Below are 26,929 nucleotides of genomic sequence, written 5' to 3' on the forward strand. Positions count from 1 at the left end.
GGAATAACTTGCTTTCTGTCGAAGACGTTGTCGTCGATTTCCCGACGCCGCGCGGCAATCTGCGCGCGGTGGACCATGTCGACCTAACCGTCGGCGCCGGGCGCACGCTCGGTATCGTCGGCGAATCCGGCTGCGGCAAGACCATGCTGTCGCGGGCGGTCCTGCAATTGCTGCCCAAGAAGGCAAAGCTCTCCGGCCGGGTGATGTTCGACGGACAGGACCTGCTGCAGCTTCCGCCGGAGAAACTGCGCAAGCTGCGCGGCCGGTCGTTGGCGGTCGTGTTCCAGGATCCGATGACTTCGCTCAACCCGGTGCTCACGATCGGCACGCAGTTGATCGAGACATTGCAGGAGCACCTCGAACTGGACGACGCCGCCGCCGCCAGGCGTAGCGTCGAACTGCTCGCGGCGGTCGGTATCCCTGCGCCCGAGCAGCGGCTGGCGCAGTATCCGCACCAGCTCTCCGGCGGGATGCGGCAGCGCGTGGCAATCGCAATCGCGCTGTCGTGCGAACCAAAACTCCTGATCGCTGATGAACCGACCACCGCGCTCGACGTCACGATCCAGGCGCAGATCCTCGATCTCTTGGCGAGGGAGCAACGCCGCCGCCACATGGCGATGATCATCATCACCCATGATCTCGGCGTCGTCGCCGGCCGTACCGACGACGTTGCGGTGATGTATGCCGGCCGCGTGGTGGAGCGAGCGCCGACGCTTGCGTTGTTCAAGAAGATGCGGATGCCCTATACCGAAGCGCTGCTGGCGGCGCTCCCCAAACTCGACGCCGCGCCCCACACCCCGCTGCCGGCGATATCGGGGCGTCCGCCGGATCCGACGCGGCCGCTGAAGGGGTGCTCGTTCTCGCCGCGCTGTCGCTATGCGGTGGCCCGCTGCCAGAACGAGAAACCGACGCTCGAGGCGGCAGAGACAAAGGCCCATCAGTTCGCCTGCTTCCACCCAATTGAAGCCCATGCGGATGCCAACGCATGATGCCGCAATCCGCTCCATCGATTTCGTCTGATGCATTGCTCGAGGTTGACAATCTCGTTGTCGAATATCCTGTCGGTTCCAGGATCGTTCATGCCGTGTCCGGTGTCTCCTTGCAGATCGCCCGCGGCGAAACGCTGGGTCTGGTTGGTGAATCCGGCTGCGGGAAATCGACGCTCGGCCGCGCCGTTCTGCAACTGCGCCGCCCAACCGCCGGGCGTGTGCTGTTCGACGGCCACGATCTCACGACGATGCACGGCGAGGCTCTGCGGCGGATGCGCCGGCGCGTGCAGTTGATTTTCCAGGATCCGATCGCCTCGCTCAATCCGCGCCGCAAGATCGGCGACATCGTCGCCGAGCCACTGGTGATCGCGGGTATCAAGGATCCGGAGAAGCGCAAGCAGCTCGTCCATGAAGTGCTGAGCGCGGTCGGGCTTGACCCGGCCCTGGTCGTGGGGCGGTTGCCGCACGAGTTTTCCGGCGGCCAGTGCCAGCGCATCTGCATTGCGCGCGCGCTCATTCTCAATCCCGAGTTCATCGTCTGCGACGAGCCGGTCTCCGCGCTCGATGTATCGATACGCGCCCAGATCCTCAATCTGCTCGAGGAGATGAAGGCCCGATTCGGGCTGACGCTGCTGTTCATTGCGCACGATCTCGCGGTGGTGAAGGCGGTGAGCGACCGCGTCGCCGTGATGTATCTGGGGCGGCTCTGCGAAGTCGGTCCCTCCGAGCAGCTCTTCGCCAGGCCGGCGCATCCCTATACCGCGCTCCTGATCGAGGCGATTCCGATGCCCGATCCGGATGTGCGCCCCGCCGAGACCGTGCCTGTAGGGGAGCCGCCGTCGCCGATCGCGCCACCGTCCGGCTGCCGGTTTCGCACCCGCTGTCCCCGCGCGGATCAACGATGCAGGGACGAGATGCCGGAACTGCGCGCTGTGGCGCCGGGCCAGTTCGTGGCTTGCCATCACCCGCTGATCTGAATACCGCAGGAGCGGCGCCCGCGTTTGTCTCGACGGGACGGACGTGGCAATCTCCCTTCTCAGGAAGGAAGTATCTAGCGCCCAAGAAATGGTTCAAGAACAAGAATGACGGGAGAGAACCGATGAAGAGCTTTCAGGTCGCCGAGTTCAACGCACCGCTGAAGGAGGTGGATCAGGAGACGCCGCAGCCCACGGGCACGCAGGTGCTGATCAAGGTGAAGGCCGCCGGCGTCTGCCATAGCGATCTCCACATCTGGGAAGGCGGTTACGATCTCGGCCATGGCCGCAAGCCGCTGTCGCTGAAGGACCGCGGCGTGTCGCTGCCGCGCACGATGGGCCATGAGACGGTCGGCGAGATCGTGGCGTTCGGGCCGGACGTGACCGCCGCCGACAGAGGCGATCTCAAGGTCGGCGACGTCGCGCTGGTCTATCCCTGGCTTGGCTGCGGCAAATGTCCGACCTGCGTGGGCGGCGACGAGAACATGTGTGTCGTCAAGCCGAACTCGCTCGGCGTGTATTGCGACGGCGGCTATGCCGACTACATGACCGTGCCGAACCCGAAATACCTTCTGAACTTGAAAGGGCTCGACCCCGTCACCGCGGCGCCCTATGCCTGCTCCGGCGTCACCACCTATAGCGCGCTGAAGAAGGTCGAATTCGCCTTCAACTCGCCGATCGTGATCTTCGGCGCCGGCGGACTCGGCCTGATGGCGCTGTCGCTGTTGAAGGCGATGGGCGGCAAGGGCGCGATCGTCGTCGACATCGATGCGCGCAAGCGCGAAGCGGCCGAGGCCGCCGGTGCGCTTGCAACCGTCGACGGCAAGGCGCCGGACGCGCTGGAGCAGCTCGCGAGAACGGCCGGCGAACCCATTCGCGCCGTGATCGACCTCGTCGGTAATGCGGCCACCACGCAACTCGGCTTCGATTGCCTGACCAAGGGCGGCAAGCTCGTCATCGTCGGCCTGTTCGGCGGCGGCGCACCCTGGGCACTGCCGCTGATCCCGATCAAGGCGATCACGATCCAGGGCAGCTACGTCGGTAACCTGCACGAGACCAAGGAATTGCTCGAACTTGTTCGAAACAAAATGATCGCGCCGATTCCGGTAACGACGATGCCGCTCGCGAAGGCCAACGAAGCGCTCGCCGATTTGCAGAAGGGCAAACTGGTTGGCCGCGCGGTACTGACGCCGTAGGTTACACCGTCGCCGTCGTCATTGCGAGGAGCGTAGCGACGAAGCAATCCATCTGTCCGTTATGCCGCGAGATGGATTGCTTCGCTTCGCTCGCAATGAGGAGGAAAAATCCCAAATCTCTTCAAGGAACCCCCATGTCCGCGAATAACGCTCTCCACATCGCCGTTCTCGGCGGCGATGGCATCGGCCCTGAAGTAATGGCGCCGGCGCTGGAAGTCCTGCGCAAGATCGAGACGACAAGCGACCTGAAGTTTCGCTTCACCGAGGCGCCGGCGGGCGCCAACAATTATCTCGCGACCGGCAAGTCGATGCCCGACAGTACCGTCCGGCTGTGCGAAGAGGCGGACGCTATCCTGCTCGGCGCCTGCGGCCTGCCGTCGGTACGTTATCCTGATAATACAGAGATCGCGCCGCAGATCGAACTGCGCTTCCATTTCGATCTCTATGCCGGCGTGCGCCCGGCGCGGCTGATCCCCGGCGTGCCGAGCCCGATCGTCGGCGCCGACCAGCGCGGCATCGACCTCGTGCTGATCCGGGAATCGACCGAGGGCCTGTTCGCCTCGATGGGCAAGGGCGTCGTCACGGACACCGAGGCGCGAGAGACGCTCGTCATCACCCGCAAGACCTCGGAGCGGCTGTTCGAATTCTCGTTCAAGCTCGCCGAGCGCCGCAAAGCGCGCGGGAAGGCAAATGGCGGTCTGACCTGCATCGACAAGGCGAACGTATTCAGGGCGTTCGCGTTCTTTCGCGAGATGTTCGACGAGGCGGCCAGGCGCCATCCCGGCGTGAAGTCCGACCGGCTCTATGTCGACGCCTGCTCGCTGATGATGGTGAAGCGCCCTTGGGATTTCGACGTCATGGTGACGGAGAACATGTTCGGCGACATTCTCTCCGACCTCGCCGCCGGCCTGATCGGCGGGCTCGGCATGGCGCCCTCGGCCGATATCGGCGACCGCTATGCCGTGTTCCAGCCGTGCCACGGCACCGCCCCCGACATCATGGGGCAGGGCAAGGCCAATCCTACCGCGATGATTTTGTCGGCCGCGATGATGCTGGACTGGCTCGCTGAGAAGCACGGCCTTGAAGGCGCAGCCGAAGCCGGCGAACGCGTCGAGCGTGCAGTCGATAAGGCCTATGCGGGCGGAATCAAGCCGATGGAGTTCGGCGGCAACAACGGCACGGCGGATATTGCCAAGGCGGTGATCGCGGCATTGTAGGATGGGTTGAGCGAAGCGAAACCCATCGTACGTCGGACGGCGGTGATGAGCTTCGCGAAGGACTGAACCTACGCAACCCACCAGGGCGATCTGCAATGAGTCATTTTTTATGTGGTGAGATCTCATTCCGCGGCAACGAGCCGTGGGCTGATCTTGAATACGATGCCTGTCTATTTCGATTGATTGAAGCGGCTGCCAAGCGACGACTTTGCGTCCAATTCGGCGCCAATATCAATCAGAAGATCGTTTTTGATATCATCGGCTCAAGCCACGACAACATTCAACTTAGTCGCTTGCCATTTCTTGCACTTGGTTCACCGGTCTCGAACACGTCGGACGAGTTATTCTATCCTCCTTCGTCCAGCTTCTCACCGACGGAGCGTATCGAGCATCTCAAGAGTAGAGTTGATGAAGTCATTTCCTGGGTAAATCGTATCTTCGATGAACCAAGTGTAATTGGAATGTGCATTTATCTCTCGGAGGGATACGACACAAATTACGATCAGAAGGAATGCGCTATCGGCGATTTTCAGACGACCCTCCATCAAACTCTCCTGCGAGACGAGTTTGTGCCCAGCACTAAGATTGTCATTGCCTCGGTACAACCCGCTGCCTGAGCAGTTGCAGGGCGGTAGTTGAGCGCAGCGATATCATATGTCGTGGCTCAGCGACGACGGTTTCGCGAAGAGCTCAACCCATCTTGTACGAACCACTAACTACTTCCCCTTGAACTGCGGCTTGCGCTTTTCCATGAAAGCCGTTCGTCCCTCTCGGAAATCTTCCGAATCCATGCAGGCGCGGCCGATCGCCTTGATCGCATCCATGTCGCGCTTGCTTTCGTCCTTCAGCACTTCGGCGATGGTGATCTTGGCGGCCTTGATGGCGAGCGGCGCGTTGCCGGAGATGGTGCGCGCGATCCCCATGGTGGCGTCCCATAACTCCTCATCCGGCAGCACGCGGTCGACCAGCCCGATCCGCAGCGCTTCCGCAGCGTCGATCCGCATGCCCGTGTACATGATGAGCCGCGCCCAGGATGGGCCGACCAGCGAGACCAGGTGCTTGAGCCCGTCATAGCCATAGGCGATGCCGAGCTTGGCGGCTGGAATGCCGAACTGGCTATTGTCGGAGGCGATGCGGATGTCCGTGAGCATCGCAACCTGCATGCCGCCGCCGAGGCAGAAGCCGCGGATGCAGGCAATCGTCGGTTTCGGATAGTTCGCGAGCAGCGCGCGCTGTGCTTCGCTTCGTTTCGAATATGCCTCCGACGCCGCCGCATTATGGCGGGTCTTTTCGAACTGGCTGATATCGGCGCCCGAGACGAACGCCTTGTCGCCGGCGCCGACCAGGATTACGACGCGCACGTCAGGATTGTCCCGCAGTTCGGTCAGCGCGTGGCCCAGACCTTCCCACATTTCGAGCGACATCGCATTGCGCTTGTCGGGATTGTTGAACGTGATGACGCCGACGCCATCGCTGACGCTTTGCAGGATCTTGCCGTCGGCATGGGATATTTCGGCAGTTTTGGCGATGTCGAGCATCAGTTGCGGCTTTCACTCGTGAGGCTTGATCCATTGTCGGACAAGCGTCGCGCCGAGGTCAATTGCCGGCTTTGCACGTGTGACCAGCAGAGGGCGCCGGATAATAAGGTGAGGTCGTCAGGGCAGGATCGGGCTCACGCGCATTGCGTGTGGCGGGATATCGGCGTGACGGTGATGGAGTCGTTGTTGATGGTCGAACCGGCGGTGATCGTCGGAAACTTGCCGCGTCGGCTTTTCGCTGCGGTGCGTCTGGACTCCGCCATCCCCATTCCCGATGGCGTCGTACGAATCTAGTCCCGGCCAGCTCAAGCTTTGGCCCAGCGCAGCAACAGGCTACCCGGCGATTTCTCGCGCGAATGATCGGGTCCGCGGTGCTGCGATCCAGGCGCGATAATGCCTAGCCCTCGTGGGCGGCGATCGATTCCATCAAAGACACCAACTGACGCTGTACAGTCTGGTCCTTGATCTTGCTGTAGGCGCGCAGCAGCCTCAGGCTGAACGCGCTGTCCAGGAAGAGCAGGCTCTCGACTTCGCGCGCCTTGCCGTCGCCGTCGTAGAAGAACGTCACCGGCACGTCGAGCGCGGTAGCGATTTGCTGAAGACGAGCTGCGCCGACACGGTTGACGCCCTTCTCGTACTTCTGAACCTGCTGGAAGCTGACGCCGAGCTTATCGCCGAGCTCCGCTTGTGAGATTTTCTGTTCCACACGCCGCAGGCGAATCCGCTTGCCCAATTCAATATCGGGTTTGCCGGCGCTGCGCTGTTTCATCTTTTTCGCTGCTGATCTGTTCATTCTGGTTTTACCGTCCTTCAATCGGGAAACCCTGGCAAAAGTAGGTCAGGGATTCATCCATATGTACCGCGTTAAAGTCAGTCCGGTCCGTGAGTTGGTACAGGGAACCACGGGATTCCTGAGAGATTGCGGGATGGTAGCCAACCGCTTGTGCGTGTTGGAAGCATCCTGATACCGGCGCCGCCAACTACCTAAAGCTGTTGGCGCCCGGGGCGTATTGACAAAACCCCGCCCGCTACATTTGGCAAAATATTCGACAAACCACAACCACCGCGAGTTCAATGGCCACAGATTTTGGCCGGCATGCTTACTGTGTCGCGATCAAGTACCGGATTTCTACGGGCTGCCGGGCCGATTGCGCAGTCGCCCGCAGCGCATCGGCGGTTGTTGCTAAAAATTTCCGCGGAAACTGATGCCTGATAAAATGCAGCAGAGTTCAGCTCCGCGTTCGGACCAGGCATGCTGGGAAATAGCAGCAAGCCGCGTGCTCGCCGCGCTATCGGAATCCTGCAAATCGATCTGGCGCAGCGTCGTTCGAACGGGAGCGCCTTGCCCGCCGGACGGGCCGGATCCGACATCGCGCAATATTTGCGGCGTGCCGGTTGTACTGTGCCGGCGGCATCCCACCGATCGATCGATGTCGCGCGGCGGCGCGCATGCCGCGAAGCGGTGTCGGGCGCTTACGGCTATCGGCGCCCGGGAGACGCAGGTTCGGCCGAGGAGCCGGGGCGGGATTTGCCCAAAATGATTGCAATCATCGGCTTCGCCGTCTGCGGCTTATTGGCCTGAGGTACTACTTAAATTGGCTTCCACAGCCGCACCGTTTTGCATACGCTTTGCGGTAGTGGCCGCGTCGTCGGCCAGGCCAAAGTCCCGCTAACAAGGGACGGGCGTTAATGGGGAGGAAGCTATGAAACGAAGAACCCTACTTGCGGGCCTTGGTGCGACGGCTGCGGCCGGCGTCCTGGGCATGCCATCGATCGTCAGGGCACAGGCGCCCGTTACCCTCAACGGGGCGGTGCAGTTCAACGACGATCACGCCTTCACCAAGGCGCTGACCAGGTTCGAAGAGCTGGTGAAGAAGTACTACGGCAAGCCGGTCAACTTCACGCTGCACAAGAACTCGTCGCTTGGTCTCGAGAAGCAGTATTTCGAGTACATGTCGCAGGGCAAGGCGGTCGATTACGGCATCGTCTCGCCGGCCCACATGTCGACATTCGCAAAGGCGGCTCCCTTCATCGATGCACCCTTTGTGTTTAAGGGCATCGAGCACATGAATAAGGTGGTCGAAAAGAATATTCTGGCACCTGTGGCCGACGAAATCGCGACCAGGGCGGAGGTCGTCCTGATCGGCTATGCGGGCGGCGGCATTCGCAACATCTTCGCCAACAAGCCGCTCAGGAACCTCGCCGATCTCAGGGGACTCAAGGTGCGGGTGCAGGGCGCTCCGATCTGGTCGAAGACGTTTGCAGCCGTCGGCATGAGCCCGACGGTGATCGCCTACAACGAGGTCTACAACGCCATCCAAAACGGCGTGATCTCGGCGGGCGAAAACGAGGCCGCCGGCGTTGAGGCGATGAAGTTCTACGAAGTCGCGCCCCATCTCAGCCTGACGCAGCACGCGGTATCGATCCGGCCGATCTGCTTCTCGGTGAAGACGCTGAAGACCCTGCCGAAGGACCTACAGGACGCGATCATGAAAGCCGGCAAGGAAGCCGGCGACTACGGCCGCCAGCTCGAGTCGAGCGAGGAAGTCGTCAAGCTCGATACGCTGGAGAAGGCGGGCAAGCTCAAGCGCGTTCCCTTCGAGGAGCGCGACGCCATGAAGAAGCTCGCCGATCCCGTGATGGCTGGCTACGCCAAGGAAATCGGCGCCGAAGCTATCTTCGAGAAGATCAACGTCGCCTGAGAATTGTCGTGCCGAGCGATAGGACATGGGGCAAGCCATGCGGCTTGCCCCCTCCGTGATTGTTACCTCCCGGAGCCACGATGACTGAAATATCGATGCCGCCGAACCCGTCGCTATGGCGACGCGCGACGGCGGCCTATGCAAAACTATTGGAAATCCTGCTCGCCGCATGTGTCGGCATTCTGGTCGTTCCAGTCACCCTGCAGGTCATCTCGCGCTACACGCCCTTCATCCCGTCCTACATCTGGACCGAGGAGATGGCGCGTTTCCTGTTCATCTGGACCATCATGATCGGCGCCATGGTCGGGATCAGGGAGGCGCAGCATTTCGAGGTCGACGTCTGGCCCAACATGTCGCGGCGGGCGGAAGCCGCGGTGCGGATCGTCGCGCGTCTCGGCGTGCTGGCGATGGCGCTGGTCTTTGTGTGGGCTGGCCTGGAATTCACGCGGTTCGCCTGGAACCGAACGTCGGAACTGGCCGATCTACCGCTCTGGATGATTCATGTCGCATGGCCCGTAGCGGGTGTGACGTGGATTGTCTTTGCTGGCGAACAGATCATCGACGAACTGAAAATTCTGGCGGGGCGAAGCGATGAACGGTGGTAATGTACTTTCCGCCGGCGAGGCCGCACTGGTCCTGTTCGGCGTTTTCGTTGGCCTGCTCATCGTGCGCGTGCCGGTAGCTTTTGCGCTCGGTCTTGCCTGCGTACCGATCCTGCTTATCGAGCCCCGCCTGTCGATGATGTCGCTCGCGCAGGAGACCTTCAACGCCTACAACTCGTTCATCCTGCTCGCCGTGCCCTTCTTCCTCTTGACCGCCAACCTGATGGGCATCGGCGGCATCACCGACCGCCTGGTGACGTTGTCGCGTTCGATGGTCGGGCATTGGCCGGGCTCGCTGGCGCAGATCAATGTCGTGCTGTCGGTGTTCTTCGCCGGCATTTCCGGCTCTTCCACTGCGGATGCCGCAAGCCAGTCCAAGATCTTCATCGATGCCCAGACCAAGGAAGGCTACGACCTCTCGTTCTCGATCGCCATCACGGCGGTATCGGCGGTGCTCGCCGTCATCATCCCGCCCTCAATCCTGATGATCGTCTGGGGCGGACTGATCTCGACCTCGATCGCAGCGATGTATCTGGCGGGCATCGTCCCCGGCCTGTTGATCGCGGGCGCCCAGATGGCGACGGTGCATGTCTACGCGGTGCGGCGCGGCTATCCGACCTACCCGAAATCGAGTTGGACCGACATCGGCTACGCCATCTGGCGATCGATACCGGCTCTGACGACGCCGTTCATCATCGTCGGCGGCATCCTGCTTGGATGGTTCACCGCCACCGAATCCGCCTGCGTCGCCGTGCTGTATTCCGTGGTGCTGTCGGTGTTCTTTTACCGCGAAACCGGCCCGCGCGAACTCTACAAGGCGCTGCTCGATACCGGGCGCCTGGCAGGCGTCGCGCTGTTCTGCATCGGCACCGCGAGCGCGTTCGGCTGGCTGCTGGCCTATTACAAGATACCGCAGGAGCTCCTGGCCAACGTTTCGACCTGGGGCATGGGCGCGGTCGGGGCCGGCTTCTTCATCGCGTTCTGCTTCCTGGTGGTAGGCTGCTTTCTCGACGCCATTCCGGCGATCGTGATTGTCGGCACCGTGCTGGAGCCCTTAGCGAGGTCGGTCGACCTGCACCCCGTTCAGTTTGCGATCATCTCGATCGTATCGTTGGCGTTCGGACTGGTGACGCCGCCCTATGGCCTGTGCCTGATGATCGCCTGCTCGATCGCCGGCGTGCGGCTGCGCTACGCGCTGAAAGACACGGTGATCATGCTGATACCGATGCTGCTGGTATTGGCCGCCGTCATCATCTGGCCGAGCGTCTCGTTGTTCCTGCCACGCCTGATCGTGCCGGAGATGCTTAAATAGCTATTCTTCCCTATCGAGCGCGCAGCTTACGGTGTAGACAACGCCGCGCGGCAGAAAGTCGACGGTTGCTTCGCCGCCGAGCTGGTCGCGTGCGCTGCGCTCGATCAGCCGCGAGCCGAAGCCACGCTGCACCGGTGCCGTGACGGGCGGGCCGCCTGTCTCGGTCCAGATCAGCCGCAACTTGCGCCCGTCGCTTTCTTCGAGGATCTCCCAATCCACCGCGACGGTCCCGGTGTCGTTCGATAGCGCGCCGTATTTAGCGGCATTGGTTGCGATCTCGTGCACGATCATCGACAGCACGACGGCGAGCCGCGGCGACAGCGGGACCTGCGGTCCGAACATCCGCGCCCGCTCCGGATTGTTGAGCAGGTAGGGCTGCAGCACCCGCGAAATCACTTCCCGCAGCTCCGCGCCCTGCCACTTCTCCTGGCTGAGCAAGTTATGCGCCTCCGCCAGCGCGCCGAGCCTTCCCTCGAACTTCTCGCGCTCCGCCCGGCTCGCGCTGCGGAAGGTCTGGGTGGCGATCGACTGCAGGACCGCGAGCGTATTCTTGACGCGATGGTTGAGTTCCTCGATCAGGAGATTGTGGAGCATCTCGCCGCGGGCGATCTGAGTTGCCATCCGCACCGCGAAGGCGAGCCCGACCATCAGCAGCACGGCGCCCACTACGCTCGTGATCGCGAGGTTGCGCCAGAGCGGCGCGACCAGCGAGCTTTCGGCGATACCGGCAGCAACCGTCCAGCCGGTGAGCGAGGAGCGGGCAAAGCTCGTAATCAGCGGCACGCCCTCGAGCGACACCGTCGGCAGGGTGGCTTCCGGATTGTTGAACATCTGCGTATAGAGGGAGGGCGATGCACGTTTGCCGATGGTCTCCTGCGGATTCGGCACGCGCGCGAAATTGATACCTTCGCCGTCGAAGATAGAGATCGTCCAATCCTTGCTCGGCCGCTGCTGCTCGATCATGGCCTGAAAGATTTCGATCGGCGGACTGAAGGAGATGTCGTAAAGCACCTGGCCATCGTGGATAACGGGCACTTCGACCGTCACGATCAACCGTTTCTTGACCGCCCCAAAGAACAGGTTGGAATAGACCGGCTTCTTTTCCGCAAAGACCTTCTCGACCAGGCCGAGGTTGTTGCGCAATGGCAGGCTTGCCGTATCCGGCGTGAGCGAGGAGAACACTTGGCGGCCTTCGCGGTCCGCCACCAGCACGACGCCGCCTTCGCCATACTGGTCAAGAAAACCCTGGCAGATGCGGCGGAAACCCTCGAAATCGCCGTCTCGCACTGCGTTTGTCAGTGACAACACCTGGAGCGCGCCGGTGATCCGCTGCATTTCCGCATCGAGCACGAGGCGAATGCTGCGAACCGTTTCAAGCACGCGCTGCGTCGCATCCTGGCGGTCCTGCTTGTAATTGTTGTACGTGATGCCGACCGCGAAAATGATCAATGGCAGCGTGGTTCCCGCGACCAGAAGGGCAAGACGCACTGGCAGTGAAAGTTTCGGCAACGCAAGCCCCGGATCGGCGCCCAATCGGGGCAAGCATAGGAGAAGCCGCCGAATTTCGCCAAGAACAATAAGAGTATGAAGTAAGTTATTGAGCCGACTGGAGAAGCGGCCGGGTTCCGTGTGGCCCAGCCGCCGACCTCAGAGATTGCTGTCGGCGATCGCGGCATACACCATGGTGCGCAGCTCGCGCCGCAAGGGATAGGCGCTCGACGGCAGCACCTGCGTCATGAAGATCGTGATCAATTCTTCCAACGGGTCGATGAAGAACGACGTTGTCGCCGCGCCGCCCCAGTTGTATTCGCCGGGACTGCCGGCAATCAGCGTCTGCGCCGGGTTCATGGTGACGGCAAAGCCGAGGCCGAAGCCGATGCCGTTATAGGCGGCTTCCGAAAACAGCGAGCGCGACATCGCCGGCAGGTCGACCCCGCCGGGCAGATGGTTGGACGTCATCAGTTTCAGCGTCTTGGGACCCAACAATCTGACACCGCCGAGCTCGCCGCCATTGAGCAGCGCCCGGCAGAAGGTGAGATAGTCGGCCGTGGTCGAGCACAGGCCGCCGCCGCCGGAGATGAACGATGGCGGCTCCAGGAACGAGCTCGTCGCGGGGTCGTCCTGCAGCGTCAGCGTACCCTTGCGCTCGGTGGCGAGCGGGTTGAAGCCGCCTTGCGGATCGGCCGAATAACACGCCGCGAAACGATGCGCCTTGTCCTTGGGCACGAAGAAGTCGGTATCACTCATCCCGAGCGGATCTATGATCCGCTCCTTCAGAAACTGCTCGAATGGTTTGCCGCTGATCAGACCAATGAGATAGCCGATCACGTCCGTGGCGACGGAGTAATTCCAGGCCTCGCCCGGCGAATATTCCAGCGGAATTTTTGCGAGGTCGTCGATCATGCCTTGCAGTGTGCCGGCCTTGACGACTTCGCCGATCTTGTTCTCGCGATAGGCCGCATCGACGTTGCTGCGTTGTTGGAAGCCGTATGTCAGGCCGGAGGTGTGCCGCAACAGATCCACGATCAGCATCGGCCGTGACGGCGGCCGGGTCAGGAAGGCCGGGTGCGTGCCGGCCACGAACACGCCAAGATTCTTCCATGCCGGAATGTATTTGTGTACGGGCTCGTCGAGCGCGACGCGGCCTTCCTCGACCAGCATCATGAAGGCAACGCTCGTGAGCGGCTTGGTCATCGAATAGATGCGGAAGATCGTGTCGTCCTTGACCGGCACCTTGCGCTCGAGATCGGCAAAGCCCTGTGCGGACGAATGGACGACCTTGCCGCGGCGATAGATCAGGAGCTGCGTCCCCGGGAAGCGGCCGGCATCGATGTAGCGCTGCTTCAGATGATTTTCGAGGCGATCGAGGGCCACCTTGGACATTCCGGCGGACTCGGGTGAGGCGGGGGCTAGCATCGGCATCTCCGGCTGGCGACTGCGGTCTTGATAGCCGAAAAGTGTCTCCTGTTCCAACGGGCTGTGCTTATGCGGACTGGAAGGGTGATATAGGCTGACTCCAGCCATCGCATATCCCGCAGGACAGCAAAAATGCGCCAATTCAGCGAGACCGAACTGACCGCCGCCGTCATCCGCAGCTTCGACAATACGCCGGATCCGCGCGCCAAATTCCTGCTGCAGGAACTGGTGAAGTCGCTCCACGACTATGTCCGCAAGACCGATCTCACCTTCGAGGAATGGGAATATGCGATCGATTTTCTAACCCGGACCGGCCAAAAGTGCACGCCGATCCGGCAAGAGTTCATTCTGCTGTCCGACGTGCTCGGCGTCTCGATGCTGGTCGACGCCGTGAACCACCGGGAGCGTGAGGGCGCCACCGAGACCACGGTGCTCGGCCCGTTCTATGTCGGCGAACACAAAGTGACGCCGCACGGCACCGATATCTCGGGAACGCTGCCCGGCGAGCGCATGTTCGTGCAGAGCCGCGTGACCGACCTCGATGGCAAGCCACTTTCGGGCGTGCCGGTGGATGTCTGGCATGCCGATGATGATGGCTTCTATGATTCCCAGAAGCCGGCCTATGCGACGGAAGGGCCGTCATCGCGGGCACGCTTCGTGACAGATGCCGACGGAAGATTCTTCTTCCGCACCATCCTGCCGTGCAGCTATCCGATTCCGACCGACGGTCCGGTCGGCGAGATGATCCTTAAGGTGCGCCGCCATCCGATGCGGCCGGCGCATATCCATTTTCTGGTCGACGCGCCCGGCTATCAGCCGCTGATCACGCACGTCTTCATGGACGGCGACAAGTATCTCGATTCCGACGTAGTGTTCGGGGTCAAGGACGAGTTGGTCGCCCAAATCGAAAAGCGCACCGATCCGACGATGCCGGACGGCAAGCCGGCGGCCTCGGCCTGGCACCTCATGACCTACGAATTCCGCATGAAGCCAGGCGAGGGAAGCGCGCCGAAGCCGATGATGGCGAAGGCGGCTGAAGACGCATAAGGCAGGGTGCCGCCTATCTGCTCAATTCTTGTGCGCCGCACAAGGATTGAGCGAATCGCAATTTTCGAATGCCATGACTGGTTCCTGATCGCTGCCTTTTTTTGCGGCATCGATCTGGCAATATACTGATATAAATAATCTTTTTGAAGCGCGGGAGGCTTGGCACGAAGCTTGAATAGCTAGTGCTGACGCCATTGTCGCCGTCCCTTGAGACCACTCATCCGAATTGTGACGCCGCACGTCCGGGGCATCCCCGGCGCGCGCCCTTATGCGTCTCGCGCGGCGACACGAATCGGAGGGCCCCATTCACACGCAAAGGAGCGCACTACCCATGACGAAGCCCACCACTCCGACCTCACGCCGCGGTTTCAGCCGCCGCCAGCTTCTTAAGGCGAGCGGCGCGACGGCAGCATTGCTCGCCGCCGCCAAGCTGAACCTCCCGGCCGGCGCGTTCGCGCAAGGCGCGGGACCGGAAGTGACCAAGGCGACGCTCGGGTTCATTGCGCTGAGTGACGCCGGGCCGCTGTTCGTCGCCAAGGACAAGGGCTTCTTCGCCAAGCACGGCATGCCCGACGTCGAGGTTGCCAAGCAGGCATCCTGGGGCACCACCCGCGACAACCTCGTGCTCGGCTCGGAAGGCAACGGCATCGACGGCGCGCACATCCTGACGCCGATGCCGTACCTGATCTCGGCCGGCAAGGTGACGCAGAACAATGTGCCGACGCCGATGTACATCCTGGCTCGGCTCAATCTCGATGCGCAGTGCATCTCGATTGCCAGGGAATATGCCAACCTCAAGATCGGCACTGACGCTTCGCCGCTCAAGGCCGTGTTCGAGCAAAAGAAGGCCGCCGGCAAGGCGGCCAAGGTCGCGATGACCTTCCCGGGCGGCACCCACGATCTGTGGATCCGTTACTGGCTCGCCGCCGGTGGCATCGATCCCGACAAGGACGTCGAGACCATCGTCGTGCCGCCGCCGCAGATGGTTGCCAACATGAAAGTGGGCACGATGGATGCCTTCTGCGTCGGCGAACCCTGGAATCTGCAGCTCATCAACCAAGGCATCGGCTACACCGCCGTCAACACCGGCGAGCTCTGGAATAAGCATCCGGAGAAGTCGCTCGGCATGCGCGCAGCCTGGGTCGACAAATATCCGAAGGCCGCCAAGGCGATCCTGATGGCTGTCATGGAGGCGCAGCAATGGGCCGACAAGGCCGAGAACAAGAAAGAGCTCGCCACCATCATGGGCAAACGGCAGTGGATGAACTGCCCGGTCGACGATGTCTATGATCGTTCGGCGGGCAAGTTCGACTACGGCCTCCCGGGCAAAGTCGTCGAGAACTCGCCGCACATCATGAAGTACTGGCGCGACTTCGCCTCCTATCCGTTCCAGAGCCACGATCTCTGGTTCATGACGGAGGACATCCGCTGGGGCAAATACGAAGCGGGCTTCGACAGCAAGGCACTGGTCGCCAAGGTCAACCGTGAGGATCTCTGGAAAGAAGCCGCCAAGACGCTGGGCGTCCCCGCTGCAGAGATTCCGACTTCGACTTCGCGCGGCAAGGAGACCTTCTTCGATGGCAAGGTGTTCGATCCCGAAAATCCGGCTGCGTATCTGAAGTCGCTGTCGATCAAGCGCGTTGAAGTCTGATCAAGCCCGGGCCGCGCGCATACGCGTGCGGCCCGCTTTTTGAACACGGAGATGCATTTTCAATGACGATGCCCGCGATCAAAGCCGAAGCCACTGCGGTGACCATTCCGACTTCCTCGCCCACGGCGGCAGCGCCGGTGGTGACAATGACGCCGAAGCAGGCGCCGCGCGCCGAGAAATATGTCAAGATGGGCAAGGAGATCGCGGCGCGCGTCGTGCCGCCGCTGATCGTGCTTGCACTCCTGATGTTGTTCTGGGAGCTGGTCTGCCGCCGCACCGGCTCGACGCTCCCGCCGCCGTCGCGCGTCTTCAAGGACACCAAGGAACTGATCTTCGATCCGTTCTTCGATAATGGCGGCATCGACAAGGGCCTGTTCTGGCACCTGTCGGCCTCACTCCAGCGCGTCGCCTATGGCTATTCGATTGCCGCCATCGTCGGCATCGCGCTCGGCACGCTGGTCGGGCAGTCGGTGTGGGCGATGCGCGGGCTCGATCCACTGTTTCAGGTGCTTCGCACCATCCCGCCGCTGGCATGGCTGCCGCTGTCGCTCGCCGCATTCCGTGACGGTCAACCGTCGGCGATTTTCGTCATCTTCATCACCTCGGTCTGGCCGATCATCATCAACACCGCGGTCGGTATCCGCAACATCCCGCAGGACTATCGCAACGTCGCGGCCGTGGTGCAGCTCAATCCGCTGGAGTTCTTCGCCAAGATCATGATCCCGGCGGCGGCGCCCTACATCTTCACGGGCCTTCGCATCGGCATCGGCCTGTCCTGGCTGGCGATCGTCGCGGCGGAAATGCTGATCGGCGGCGTCGGCATCGGCTTCTTCATCTGGGACGCCTGGAACTCATCGCACATCAGCGAAATCATCCTGGCGCTGTTCTATGTCGGCATTATCGGCTTCGTACTCGACCGCATGATCGCGGGGCTGGCCAAGATCGTGACCCGCGGCACCGCGCTGAACTGAAGGAAATAAGTCATGCAGGCCTATCTGAAGCTCGACCACATCGACAAAACCTTCATCCGCGGCAACGCCACCACAGAGGTGCTGAAGGACATCAACCTGACGATCGAGAAGGGCGAATACGTCTCGATCATCGGTCATTCCGGCTGCGGCAAGTCCACGCTGCTCAACATCGTGGCTGGCCTTACCGGCGCCACAAACGGCGGCGTGCTCCTGGAAAACCGCGAGGTCAATTCGCCGGGACCGGACCGCGCCGTAGTATTCCAGAACCACAGCCTGCTGCCGTGGCTGACGGTGTACGAAAACGTCAAGCTCGGCGTCGACAAGGTGTTTGCGTCGACCAAGACCCGCGCCGAGCGCGACGCCTGGGTGATGCACAATCTCAACCTGGTGCAGATGGCGCACGCCAAGGACAAGCGCCCCAGCGAAATTTCCGGCGGCATGAAGCAGCGCGTCGGCATTGCGCGTGCGCTGGCGATGGAGCCGAAGGTGCTCTTGCTCGACGAGCCTTTTGGCGCGCTCGACGCGCTGACTCGTGCGCATCTGCAGGACTCGGTGATGGCGCTGCACCAGAAGCTCGGCAACACCATCCTGATGATCACGCATGACGTCGACGAGGCCGTGCTGCTGTCGGACCGCATCGTGATGATGACCAACGGCCCGAGCGCGCGGATCGGCGAGGTGCTGGAAGTACCGCTGGCGCGTCCGCGCAAGCGGCTCGAGCTCGCGACCAATGCCGGTTACCTCAAGTGCCGGCAGCGCGTGCTCGAATTCCTCTACGAGCGGCATCGCTTCGTCGAGGCGGCGTAGCTGCTTCGCTTATTCGCGTGTTGGCGGTGAACCAATGTTCCCGCCGCACGACCAACTGGATTGCCCTTAACACGCGAGGAGAGTTTAGGTGAATCCAACACAAATCAACCTGGTTCAGGAAAGCTTCGCCAAAGTTGCGCCGATTTCGGAGCAGGCGGCCGTCATATTTTACGATCGTCTATTCGAAGTCGCGCCAACGGTGAAGGCGATGTTTCCCACCGACATGAAAGAGCAGCGCAAGAAGCTGATGGCGACGCTGGCAGTGGTGGTGAACGGGTTGAGCAATCTTGAATCCGTGTTGCCGGCCGCGAGCGCATTGGCAAAACGCCATGTCAGCTACGGCGCCAAACCCGAGCATTATCCTGTCGTCGGCGGCGCCTTGCTGTGGACGCTGGAGAAGGGACTTGGCGCGGCATGGACGCCCGAAGTCGCTGCTGCATGGACCGCAGCTTACGGCACGCTGTCCGGCTTCATGATTTCCGAAGCTTATGGCCAGCCTCTGGCTGCGGAGTAAGGACGCAACGCGTGAGTGAGCCGCTGGTCATCGTCGGCAATGGAATGGCCGCCGCCCGTCTGGTCGACGAGCTGGCGAGAGTAGCGCTCGGGCGTTACGCCATCGCCGTGATCGGCGACGAACCGCGGCTTGCGTATAATCGCGTGTTGTTGTCATCGGTGCTGGCCGGCGAAACCACTTCGCAGGACATCGAGCTGCGGCCGGCGTCCTGGTGGCGCGACCGCGGCGTCACCCTGAAATATGGCTGCGTGGCGACCGAGATCGATGTCGGCCGCCGTGAGCTCAAGATCGAGAACGACGAGAGCATTCCGTTTTCGAAACTGGTGCTGACCACAGGCTCGTCGCCGCTGCGGCTCAATATACCCGGCGCCGATCTCGCCGGCGTGCATACGTTTCGCGACAGCCGCGACGTCGATCTACTGCTGACACTGGCCGCGCAGAAAAAGCGCGTGGTGGTGGTTGGCGGTGGACTATTGGGCCTCGAGGCGGCCTATGGCCTCGCCAAGGCCGGCGCGCCGGTGACGCTGGTCCATCTCATGGACCGCCTGATGGAGCGCCAACTCGACGCGCCCGCGGCCGAGCTTCTGAAATCCCTGGTCGAGTGCAAGGGCATCGATATCCTGCTCAACGCCAACACCGCGCGCGTCCACGGCGAGAAGCGTGTCGAGAGCGTCGAACTGGCGGACGGACGTCGGATCGATGCCGACGCCGTGATCTTTGCCGCAGGCATTCGTCCCAATATCGCGCTGGCGAAGAAAGCCGGCATTGCCGTTAACCGCGGGATCGTGGTCGACGATGTCATGCAGACCGACGCGGCAGATGTCTTCGCGATCGGTGAGTGCGCCGAACATCGCGGCGTCTGCTACGGCTTGGTCGAGCCGGCCTATGAGCAGGCGAGCGTGCTGGCGCGGCATCTCGCCGGGCGTGAGGCCGCCTATACCGGCAGCATCGTCGCAACCAATCTGAAAGTTTCGGGCGTCAGCGTGTTCTCCGCCGGCGATTTCATGGGCGGCGACGGCAGCGAATCAATCGTGCTCTCCGACATCAACCACGGCACCTACAAGAAACTGGTGATCGCGGATGGGCGATTGACCGGCGCGGTGCTGATCGGCGATGTCGCCGACGCGCTCTGGTACCTCGAATTGATCCGTACGCGTCAGCCGACAGCCCGAATCCGTGGCGACATGATGTTCGGCCGCTCGCTCGCGATCCGCTCTGAAGCTGCATGATCCGGTTGCTGCCATGACTGCCATCGATCCAGATCTCCGCGCTATCAGCACCACCTGCGCCTATTGCGGCGTCGGTTGCGGCATTCTGGCGACGCCGGACGGGCGGGGCGGGGCGGCGATCTCGGGCGACCCCGATCATCCCGCCAATTTCGGCCGGCTGTGCTCAAAGGGTTCGGCGCTTGGCGAGACGCTCGGGCTAGCGAACCGGCTGCTCTATCCAATGATCCGCTGCCGCAAAGGAACCATGGAGCGCGTGGCGTGGAGCGACGCGCTCGACCATGTCGCGCACCGTTTCCAGCACATTATCGCGCGCGACGGCCCGGGTTCGGTCGCCTTCTATCTGTCCGGTCAGTTGCTGACGGAGGACTACTACGTCGCCAACAAGCTGATGAAGGGGTTTATCGGCAGCGCCAATGTCGACACCAATTCGCGGCTGTGCATGGCCTCGTCCGTCGCCGGCCACCGCCGCGCTTTTGGCGCCGACACCGTGCCGGGATGTTACGAGGATCTCGACGAGGCCGATTTGCTGGTGCTGGTCGGCTCCAACGCGGCCTGGTGCCATCCGGTGCTGTACCAGCGCATGCTCGTCAACAAGCAGAAGCGCGGCGCGCGTATCATCGTGATCGATCCGCGGCGGACCGATACCGTCGGCGAGGACGATCTGTTCCTGGGCCTGAAGCCGGGCACCGATACCGCGCTGTTCAGCGGGTTGCTGGTTTACCTCGCGGACAGCGGCGTACTCGACCGCGACTACATCGAACTCCACACCACCGGCTTCGACAGTGCCGTCGCCCGCGCGCGCAACATCGCAGGCAGCGTCGGCGCGACCGCACTGGCGACCGGCCTGTCCGAACAGGACGTCGCGACGTTCTTCCAGATGTTTGCCAACACGCCGCGCGTCGTGACGCTCTATTCACAGGGCGTCAATCAGTCGGCGCAGGGCACCGACAAGGTCAACGCCATCCTCAATTGCCACCTCGCGACCGGGCGGATTGGCCTGCCGGGCGCGTCGCCGTTCTCGTTGACCGGGCAGCCCAATGCGATGGGCGGGCGTGAGGTCGGCGGGCTTGCCAACCAGCTCGCCGCCCATATGGGCTTCACGCCACCCGATATTGATCGCGTGCGCCGGTTCTGGAAAGCGCCGCGCATCGCCACCCATGAAGGCTTGAAGGCGGTGCAGATGTTCGAGGCCATCGCACGCGGCGAGATTAGGGCGTTGTGGGTAATGGGCACCAATCCGGCGGTGTCGCTGCCGAACGCGGACGGCGTTCGCGAAGCCCTGAAGAAGCTCGAGCTGTTCGTGATTTCCGAGAACGTGATCTCGAACGACACGGTGGACGCGGGCGCGCATGTGCTGCTGCCGGCGCAGGCGTGGGGCGAGAAATCCGGCACGGTGACCAACTCGGAACGGCGCATCTCGCGGCAGCGCGCGTTTCTTAACCCGCCGGGAGAGGCCAAGCCGGATTGGTGGATCATGGGCGAGGTCGCCAGGCGCCTTGGCTTCGGCGCGGCCTTCAGCTTCACCTCGGCGGCGGATATTTTTCGCGAGCATGCCGCGCTCTCGGCGTTCGAGAACGCGGGCGCCCGCGATTTCGACATCGGCGCGCTGCAATCGCTGTCGGACAGCGATTTTGACGCAATGGCGCCAGTGCAATGGCCGATACGGCAGGGCACCGAGCCGCAGGCGCGCTTCTTCGCCGAAGGCGGTTTCTTTGCCAACGATTTCAGAGCCCGTTTCATCGCGCCGGAAATTCCGGCGCTGCGAACTGAGACCAGCGCGGCGCGGCCGCTGCGGCTCAACACCGGCCGCATCCGCGACCAGTGGCACACCATGACCCGCACGGGCGAGAGTCCGCGGCTCGGCCAGCATCTGCCGGAGCCGTTCGTCGAGGTACATCCCGACGACGCCGCACGTTACGGCGTAGCCGACGGCGATTTCGCGCGGGTCACAACCGATTACGGGCAGTGCACGCTCCGGGTCATCGTCAGCGAACGGCAGCAGCGCGGCATGCTGTTCGCGCCGATCCACTGGAGCGAGGCCAATGCGACCGGCGCGCGCGTCGGCTCGCTGGTGGCGCCCGTCACCGATCCGTTCTCCGGCCAGCCCGAGAACAAGGCGACGCCGGCCTCGATCACCCCCTATGAATATGTCTTCCGCGGCTTCGCGCTGTCGCGCAAGCCGCTCGAACTGCCCGCGCATGCCTGGGTGGCGCGCGTCGCTGTCAACGGCGGCCATGGCTACTTGTTCGCTGATAATGCTGATGTCGCTGGCTGGCAATCCTGGCTGAAATCTTTCGTTCGCAACGATCTCGCCGAATACAAGGATTTTGGCGGCGGCGTCTACCGCGCCGCATCCTTTGACGGCGACCGTATCGACACCTGCCTTTTCATCGGCCCGGCGCACGACGCCGGCGACTGGAACGTGGTCAAGAGCCTGTTTGCGGCGGACACGCTGGACCACGACCAGCGCCGCATGCTGCTGTCAGGCAAATCGACCGACGGCCTCGCCAACGCCGGCCCGATCGTCTGCGCCTGCTTCGGCGTCGGCCGCAACACCATCTGCGAGGCCATTGCGGCCGGCGCGCGTTCGGCAGCCGATATCGGCGCGAAGCTGAAGGCCGGCACCAATTGCGGCTCCTGCATTCCGGAATTGAAGCGGCTGGTTGCGCGGACGGAGGCGAATGCGGTGCCGCCAAAACTGGCGGCCGCGAACTGATACCCTCGATCCTCATGGTGAGGAGACGCATCAGCGCGTCTCGAACCATGTGGCCCGAGCATGGCCTTCATCCTTCGAGACGCCACGCGATGCGTGGCTCGTCAGGATGAGGGTCTTGGACGCTCACCCCTTCCTGTTCCTCGCATTCACGGCGATCGCCGCCGCCGCGGTGCGGTTCTCGACGCCGAGCTTGGAATAGATCTGCTCCAGATGCTTGTCGACGGTGCGCGGGGAGAGTCCCAAGATTTGCGCGATGTCGCGGTTGGTCTTGCCCTTCGACAGCCACGACAGCACCTCGCCCTCGCGCGTCGTGAGGCCAAGTTCGCTGGAGAATTCCGCCGGTGTATCCGCGCCGGTATCCTTCGCCAGCCGCAGCAGGAATTCGTTCGCGCCGAGCTTCCCCATATACTGAAGGCGAAGCTGCTCGTTGCCGGGTAACGCTGCCATGACGGCCGTCTTCGTGCCGGCCTTGCCCTTGCGCGCCTCATCGAGCCATTGCGGGATCGGGTCCGGCAGCACCACGTCGTCGTCGCCGCCGGCGGAGAGCGTATCCGATAGCAGCTTCTGCGCCTGGAGTGTCGCCCACATGATCTTGCCCGCGGCATTCACCGCGAGCAGAAAGCGGCCGGAGACGTCGAGTGCGGCGCGCGCGCTTTGCGTCAGCCGCGCATTCGCAAGGTGAACGCGGATGCGCGCCAGCATTTCCTCGACCACGATGGGCTTTGTCACATAGTCGACGCCGCCGGCCTCCAGCCCACGCACGATGTGCTCGGTTTCCGCAAGGCCCGTCATGAAGATGATCGGCACATGCTCGAGCCCGGCGTCGCGCTTCAGCCGCCTGCAGGTCTCGAACCCGTCCATCCCCGGCATCACGGCGTCGAGCAGCACGATGTCAGGCGTGATCTGGTCGACGATCCGCATGGCGGAAGCACCATCGAGTGCGACCATGACGGTCATGCCTGCGCCGTCGAGCGCGTCGGTCAAGAGCCGCAGCGTCTCCGGAGAGTCGTCGACGACGAGGGCGACGTCGCGCTTTTTTGGTTCAATGATCATAGCTGTGCAGGGTTTTGAGCGTCGCCATGTACTGATCGAGATCGAAGCGGTCGATCAATGCGCGCATTTGCGACACGAAGTCAGCGTGTTCAGGATAATCGCTGCCGATCTCGTCGAGCTTGACCTGGATCGCGCGGACGTAGCCCAGTTGCCCGAGCCCGATCAGCTCCTCGACGTGTTTCACCGGCGGCCGCGAGCCGGTCTCCGGCCTCCAATGCGGGGCAGGGACTTCGCCTGCTTCATACTGCCATTCGAGCTTCAGCAATTGACGGATGGTTTCGAGCAGCTTCGGAATATCGATCGGCTTCATCAGGTAACCATCGTGGAACGGTTGCGCCAGCGGCGCGCCATGCGCTTCCAGCGCGCTCGCCGACACCATCAGGATACGGGCCTGGTGATGGCCGCTCGCGCGCAGCGTTTCTGCAACCGTCCATCCGTCCATGCCGGCCATCGAGATGTCGAGCAGGAACAGATCAGGCCGGCAATGCTGCGCCAGGGCGAGGCAGCCGGGTCCATCGGGCGCGCTGAGCAGGATAAAGCCGAGCGGCGTGAGCACCTCGCGCAGGAGATCGCGGTGGGTGGGATCATCGTCGGTGATCAGTATCGTCTTGCGCGGCCCGTGGTAACCGAAGATCGGCGCCTGCACCGGCGCGATCCGTGTCGGATTGGTCACTTCCGACAGCAGGATTTTCACCCGAAACGTGCTGCCGCTACCGACCTCGCTGGTTACCCTGATGTCGCCGCCCATCACGCCGGCGAGGAGCCGGCTGATGGTCAATCCAAGCCCGGTGCCGGTCTGCGGCTGTGAGACGCCGAGCGCGCCGCGCTCGAACGGCGCAAAAATGCGTTCGAGGTCGTCGGGCTGGATGCCGGGGCCAGTATCGATGATCTCGAACTCCGCAACGGGGCTGCGGTAATGCACGACGAACTGCACGCTGCCGGTCTGCGTGAACTTCAGTGCATTCGACAGCAGGTTGATCAGAACCTGCCGCAGCCGTTTCTCATCGGCATAGACGACGAGCGGCAGCACCGAAGGCCGCTTGAAGATGAAGTCGATGCCCTTGGCCGCGGCCTGAACGCGAAACATCCCGACGAGCTGATCGAGAAATTCGCTCAGGCGGACCTCGTCGCGCGACAGATAAAGCCGGCCTGCTTCGATTTTGGAGATATCGAGGATGCCGTCGATCAGTCCTGACAAATGGTCGGCGCTGCGCCGGACCACGCGCACCTGGTCGCGCGGTTTGCTGGCGAGGCTTAGGTCCTGCTCCAGCAACTGCGCATAGCCGGATATGGCGTTGAGCGGCGAGCGCAGTTCATGGCTTAGTCCCACCACATACCGGCTCTTGGCGAGGTTGGCGGACTCCGCGACTTCCTTGGCGCGCTGCAGCTCGGCATCGGTGCGCTTGTGCGCGTCGATTTCCTGGATCAACAGCGCCGTCTGCCGCCGCGTTTCCGCCTCCGCCGCACGGCGGCTCTCCTGCGCCAGCACGAAAAGCCACGCCACCACGCCGATGATGATGGTGAGCGCGAAGAACACCTTCCACAGCACGTCGGACAGCGCAAAATTCTCGACGGGCATTCCCGCCGAGGTCTGCAGGTAGATCAGTCCGAGCGTGAGCCCGACCAGCCCTGCGGAGACAGCGAACACGCCGAGATAGTGCCCGAACTGCGAATTGATCCGCGCGTAGATCGCCTCCGGCAACAGTTTCCCGAGCATGTCTGAGACCTGCGCGCCGGCCCGCGCATGCGGCTTGCAGAGATCGTGGCAGCGCGCATCGAGCGAGCAGCACAGCGAGCAGATCGGGCCGGCATAAGCCGGGCAGGACGCCATGTCCTCCGGTTCGAACGAATGCTCGCAGATACAGCACTGGATCGCCTCGAGATTCTGCCAGCTCCGCTTCGGCTTGCGCGCGATGTAATATTTGCCGTCGGTCGCCCAGGCGATCAGCGGCGCGGCGACGAAGGCAACCGCAAGCGCCACGAAGGCAGAGAGCGCCTTGGCCGTCGGCCCGAACAGGCCGTAAAAGGCCGAGATCGAGACGATGGTCGCAATCGTCATCGCGCCGACGCCGACCGGATTGATGTCGTAGAGATGCGCGCGCTTGAACTCGATGTGTTGTGGCCGCAGGCCCAGCGGCTTATTGACGACGAGATCGGCGACCAGCGCGCCGACCCAGGCAATCGCCACGTTGGAGTAAAGCGCCAGCGTCTGCTCCAGCGCCTTGTAGACGCCGATTTCCATCAACAGCAGCGCGACCAGAACGTTGAAGACGAGCCACACCACGCGGCCGGGATGGCTGTGGGTGAGCCGCGAGAAGAAGTTCGACCAGGCGATCGAGCCGGCATAGGCGTTGGTGACGTTGATCTTGATCTGCGAGAGAATGACGAAGAGGCCGGTCAGCGCCAGCGCCATATCGGGCTGCGACAGGACGTAACGGAACGCCTCGAGATACATATGCGCGGGCTCGGCCGCCTGCTCGCTGGAGACGCCATGGCTTAGCGCGAAGTAGGCGAGGAACGAGCCAAGGAGCAGCTTGAGCGCGCCGAAAATGATCCAGCCGGGCCCGGCGCTGAGCAGCGCAATCCACCACGACGTCCGTGACGTGCGGCGGTCGCGGGGCAGAAACCGCAGGAAGTCGACCTGCTCGCCGATCTGCGCAACAAGCGAAAACACCACCGAGGCGGCTGTGCCGAACAACAGGAGATCGAGATGGCCACCGGCGTCGCCGTGTTCGCCGGCGAACTTCCGCCATTCCGTGAACGATTGGGGATTGGCATAGGCGATCGCAACGAAGGGGAGGATGTGCAGGACGATCCAGAGCGGCTGCGTCCACAATTGAAAGCGGCTGATCAGCGTGATGCCGTAAGTCACCAGCGGGATGATGATGACCGAGCTGATGAGATAGCCGAGCGGCCGCGGGATGCCGAAGCACATCTCGAGCGCGCTCGCGAGAATGACCGCCTCGATCGCAAAGAAGATGAAGGTGAAGGAGGCGTAGATCAGCGAGGTGATGGTGGAGCCGATATAGCCGAAGCCGGCGCCGCGGGTCAGCAGATCAATATCGATGCCGCATTTTGCGGCATGATAGGCAATCGGCAGGCCGCAGAGGAAGATGATGACGCTGACGACAAGAATGGCTGATGTGGCGTTGGCTGCGCCGTAATTGAGCGTAATGGTGCCGCCGATCGCCTCCAGCGCCAGAAAGGAGATCGCGCCAAGCGCGGTATTGGCGACGCGGGCGGCAGACCACCGCCGGGCGCTCTTGGCGGTGAAGCGCAGCGCGTAGTCTTCCAACGTCTGGTTGGCAACCCATTGGTTATATTGGCGCCTGACGCGGTCTATCCGCTGCCGCCCTGCCACTTATGTTGCTCCTGCCCAGTTCGCCCGACCCTGCGTAGCCAGCAAACTCCGTACCAGAAACCTACGTCGCTATTTTGCGGTGCAATATACGCAATCCCACGTATCTGTGCAGTGCACAATTCTGGGCAATCCTC

General features: G+C 62.6%; 22 protein-coding genes. 15 read left to right on the top strand and 7 right to left on the bottom strand.

Going from position 1 to position 26,929, the window contains the following annotated elements; all coding sequences use genetic code 11:
* The first annotated feature begins 8 nt into the window (after nucleotides 1–8).
* From IVA95_RS24300 to IVA95_RS24320, 5 genes are all read left to right on the top strand, one after another.
* Nucleotides 9–989 (top strand): ABC transporter ATP-binding protein, encoded by a 981-nt coding sequence (locus tag IVA95_RS24300; protein WP_247512797.1) that lies wholly within the window; start codon nucleotides 9–11, stop codon nucleotides 987–989.
* Complete coding sequence (locus IVA95_RS24305) at nucleotides 986–1,966, top strand: oligopeptide/dipeptide ABC transporter ATP-binding protein (protein ID WP_247512798.1); 981 nt, start codon at nucleotides 986–988, stop codon at nucleotides 1,964–1,966. Before IVA95_RS24300 ends, IVA95_RS24305 begins: the two co-directional genes overlap by 4 nt.
* Nucleotides 1,967–2,088: 122 nt before the next feature.
* The gene (locus IVA95_RS24310; protein WP_247512799.1) at nucleotides 2,089–3,159 is read left to right on the top strand and encodes an alcohol dehydrogenase; all 1,071 of its coding nucleotides are present in this window, start codon (nucleotides 2,089–2,091) and stop codon (nucleotides 3,157–3,159) included.
* 134 nt (nucleotides 3,160–3,293) lie between these two features.
* On the top strand, nucleotides 3,294–4,376 hold the full coding sequence (locus IVA95_RS24315) for an isocitrate/isopropylmalate dehydrogenase family protein (RefSeq protein WP_247512800.1): 1,083 nt from the start codon (nucleotides 3,294–3,296) through the stop codon (nucleotides 4,374–4,376).
* A gap of 95 nt (nucleotides 4,377–4,471) precedes the next feature.
* Nucleotides 4,472–4,993: a hypothetical protein gene (locus IVA95_RS24320; RefSeq protein WP_247512801.1), complete on the top strand. Its 522-nt coding sequence runs from the start codon at nucleotides 4,472–4,474 to the stop codon at nucleotides 4,991–4,993.
* A 99-nt stretch (nucleotides 4,994–5,092) separates the two neighbouring features.
* Here IVA95_RS24320 and IVA95_RS24325 read toward each other — a convergent pair whose 3' ends face one another.
* From IVA95_RS24325 to IVA95_RS24330, 3 genes are all read right to left on the bottom strand, one after another.
* A complete protein-coding gene (locus tag IVA95_RS24325; protein WP_247512802.1) occupies nucleotides 5,093–5,914 on the bottom strand; it encodes an enoyl-CoA hydratase in 822 nt (273 codons plus the stop codon).
* A 134-nt stretch (nucleotides 5,915–6,048) separates the two neighbouring features.
* Entirely contained in the window at nucleotides 6,049–6,177 is a 129-nt protein-coding gene (locus tag IVA95_RS38830) for a hypothetical protein (protein WP_256470267.1), read from the bottom strand.
* Between the two features lie 134 nt (nucleotides 6,178–6,311).
* Nucleotides 6,312–6,707, bottom strand: a complete 396-nt coding sequence (locus IVA95_RS24330; RefSeq protein WP_213249670.1) for a helix-turn-helix transcriptional regulator — start codon at nucleotides 6,705–6,707, stop codon at nucleotides 6,312–6,314.
* A 910-nt stretch (nucleotides 6,708–7,617) separates the two neighbouring features.
* Here IVA95_RS24330 and IVA95_RS24335 point away from each other — a divergent pair.
* From IVA95_RS24335 to IVA95_RS24345, 3 genes are all read left to right on the top strand, one after another.
* Nucleotides 7,618–8,616 (top strand): TRAP transporter substrate-binding protein, encoded by a 999-nt coding sequence (locus tag IVA95_RS24335; RefSeq protein ID WP_247512803.1) that lies wholly within the window; start codon nucleotides 7,618–7,620, stop codon nucleotides 8,614–8,616.
* An 80-nt stretch (nucleotides 8,617–8,696) separates the two neighbouring features.
* Nucleotides 8,697–9,221 carry a TRAP transporter small permease gene (locus IVA95_RS24340; RefSeq protein WP_247512804.1) on the top strand — a complete coding sequence of 175 codons (525 nt, stop codon included), beginning with the start codon at nucleotides 8,697–8,699 and terminating at the stop codon, nucleotides 9,219–9,221.
* Nucleotides 9,208–10,530, top strand: a complete 1,323-nt coding sequence (locus IVA95_RS24345; RefSeq protein ID WP_247512805.1) for a TRAP transporter large permease — start codon at nucleotides 9,208–9,210, stop codon at nucleotides 10,528–10,530. Before IVA95_RS24340 ends, IVA95_RS24345 begins: the two co-directional genes overlap by 14 nt.
* Here the strand turns inward: IVA95_RS24345 and IVA95_RS24350 are convergent, their stop codons facing one another.
* The gene (locus IVA95_RS24350) at nucleotides 10,531–12,039 is read right to left on the bottom strand and encodes a sensor histidine kinase (protein ID WP_247512806.1); all 1,509 of its coding nucleotides are present in this window, start codon (nucleotides 12,037–12,039) and stop codon (nucleotides 10,531–10,533) included.
* Between the two features lie 138 nt (nucleotides 12,040–12,177).
* Nucleotides 12,178–13,446, bottom strand: a complete 1,269-nt coding sequence (locus IVA95_RS24355) for a serine hydrolase domain-containing protein (RefSeq protein ID WP_247512807.1) — start codon at nucleotides 13,444–13,446, stop codon at nucleotides 12,178–12,180.
* A gap of 132 nt (nucleotides 13,447–13,578) precedes the next feature.
* Here IVA95_RS24355 and IVA95_RS24360 point away from each other — a divergent pair, with 132 nt between their 5' ends.
* The 7 genes from IVA95_RS24360 to IVA95_RS24390 all read left to right on the top strand — a co-directional run bounded on the left by IVA95_RS24360 (nucleotide 13,579) and on the right by IVA95_RS24390 (nucleotide 22,381).
* Complete coding sequence (locus IVA95_RS24360; RefSeq protein WP_247512808.1) at nucleotides 13,579–14,493, top strand: intradiol ring-cleavage dioxygenase; 915 nt, start codon at nucleotides 13,579–13,581, stop codon at nucleotides 14,491–14,493.
* A gap of 331 nt (nucleotides 14,494–14,824) precedes the next feature.
* The gene (locus IVA95_RS24365) at nucleotides 14,825–16,144 is read left to right on the top strand and encodes a CmpA/NrtA family ABC transporter substrate-binding protein (protein WP_247512809.1); all 1,320 of its coding nucleotides are present in this window, start codon (nucleotides 14,825–14,827) and stop codon (nucleotides 16,142–16,144) included.
* A 62-nt stretch (nucleotides 16,145–16,206) separates the two neighbouring features.
* Nucleotides 16,207–17,115, top strand: a complete 909-nt coding sequence (ntrB, locus tag IVA95_RS24370; protein WP_247512810.1) for a nitrate ABC transporter permease — start codon at nucleotides 16,207–16,209, stop codon at nucleotides 17,113–17,115.
* 12 nt (nucleotides 17,116–17,127) lie between these two features.
* Nucleotides 17,128–17,922, top strand: a complete 795-nt coding sequence (locus IVA95_RS24375) for an ABC transporter ATP-binding protein (RefSeq protein ID WP_247512811.1) — start codon at nucleotides 17,128–17,130, stop codon at nucleotides 17,920–17,922.
* An 88-nt stretch (nucleotides 17,923–18,010) separates the two neighbouring features.
* The gene (locus IVA95_RS24380) at nucleotides 18,011–18,436 is read left to right on the top strand and encodes a globin family protein (protein WP_247512812.1); all 426 of its coding nucleotides are present in this window, start codon (nucleotides 18,011–18,013) and stop codon (nucleotides 18,434–18,436) included.
* 11 nt (nucleotides 18,437–18,447) lie between these two features.
* Entirely contained in the window at nucleotides 18,448–19,665 is a 1,218-nt protein-coding gene (locus IVA95_RS24385; RefSeq protein WP_346658039.1) for an FAD-dependent oxidoreductase, read from the top strand.
* 13 nt (nucleotides 19,666–19,678) lie between these two features.
* Complete coding sequence (locus tag IVA95_RS24390; RefSeq protein WP_247512813.1) at nucleotides 19,679–22,381, top strand: nitrate reductase; 2,703 nt, start codon at nucleotides 19,679–19,681, stop codon at nucleotides 22,379–22,381.
* 123 nt (nucleotides 22,382–22,504) lie between these two features.
* Here IVA95_RS24390 and IVA95_RS24395 read toward each other — a convergent pair whose 3' ends face one another.
* Together IVA95_RS24395 and IVA95_RS24400 are read right to left on the bottom strand one after the other, a co-directional pair.
* Nucleotides 22,505–23,434, bottom strand: a complete 930-nt coding sequence (locus IVA95_RS24395) for a response regulator (RefSeq protein WP_247512814.1) — start codon at nucleotides 23,432–23,434, stop codon at nucleotides 22,505–22,507.
* Nucleotides 23,424–26,795, bottom strand: coding sequence for an ATP-binding protein (locus tag IVA95_RS24400; RefSeq protein WP_247512815.1), 3,372 nt, complete (start codon nucleotides 26,793–26,795; stop codon nucleotides 23,424–23,426). Before IVA95_RS24400 ends, IVA95_RS24395 begins: the two co-directional genes overlap by 11 nt.
* Nucleotides 26,796–26,929: the final 134 nt, after the last annotated feature.

The sequence above is a fragment of the Bradyrhizobium sp. 157 genome (genome assembly GCF_023073815.1).
GTDB lineage: Bacteria > Pseudomonadota > Alphaproteobacteria > Rhizobiales > Xanthobacteraceae > Bradyrhizobium.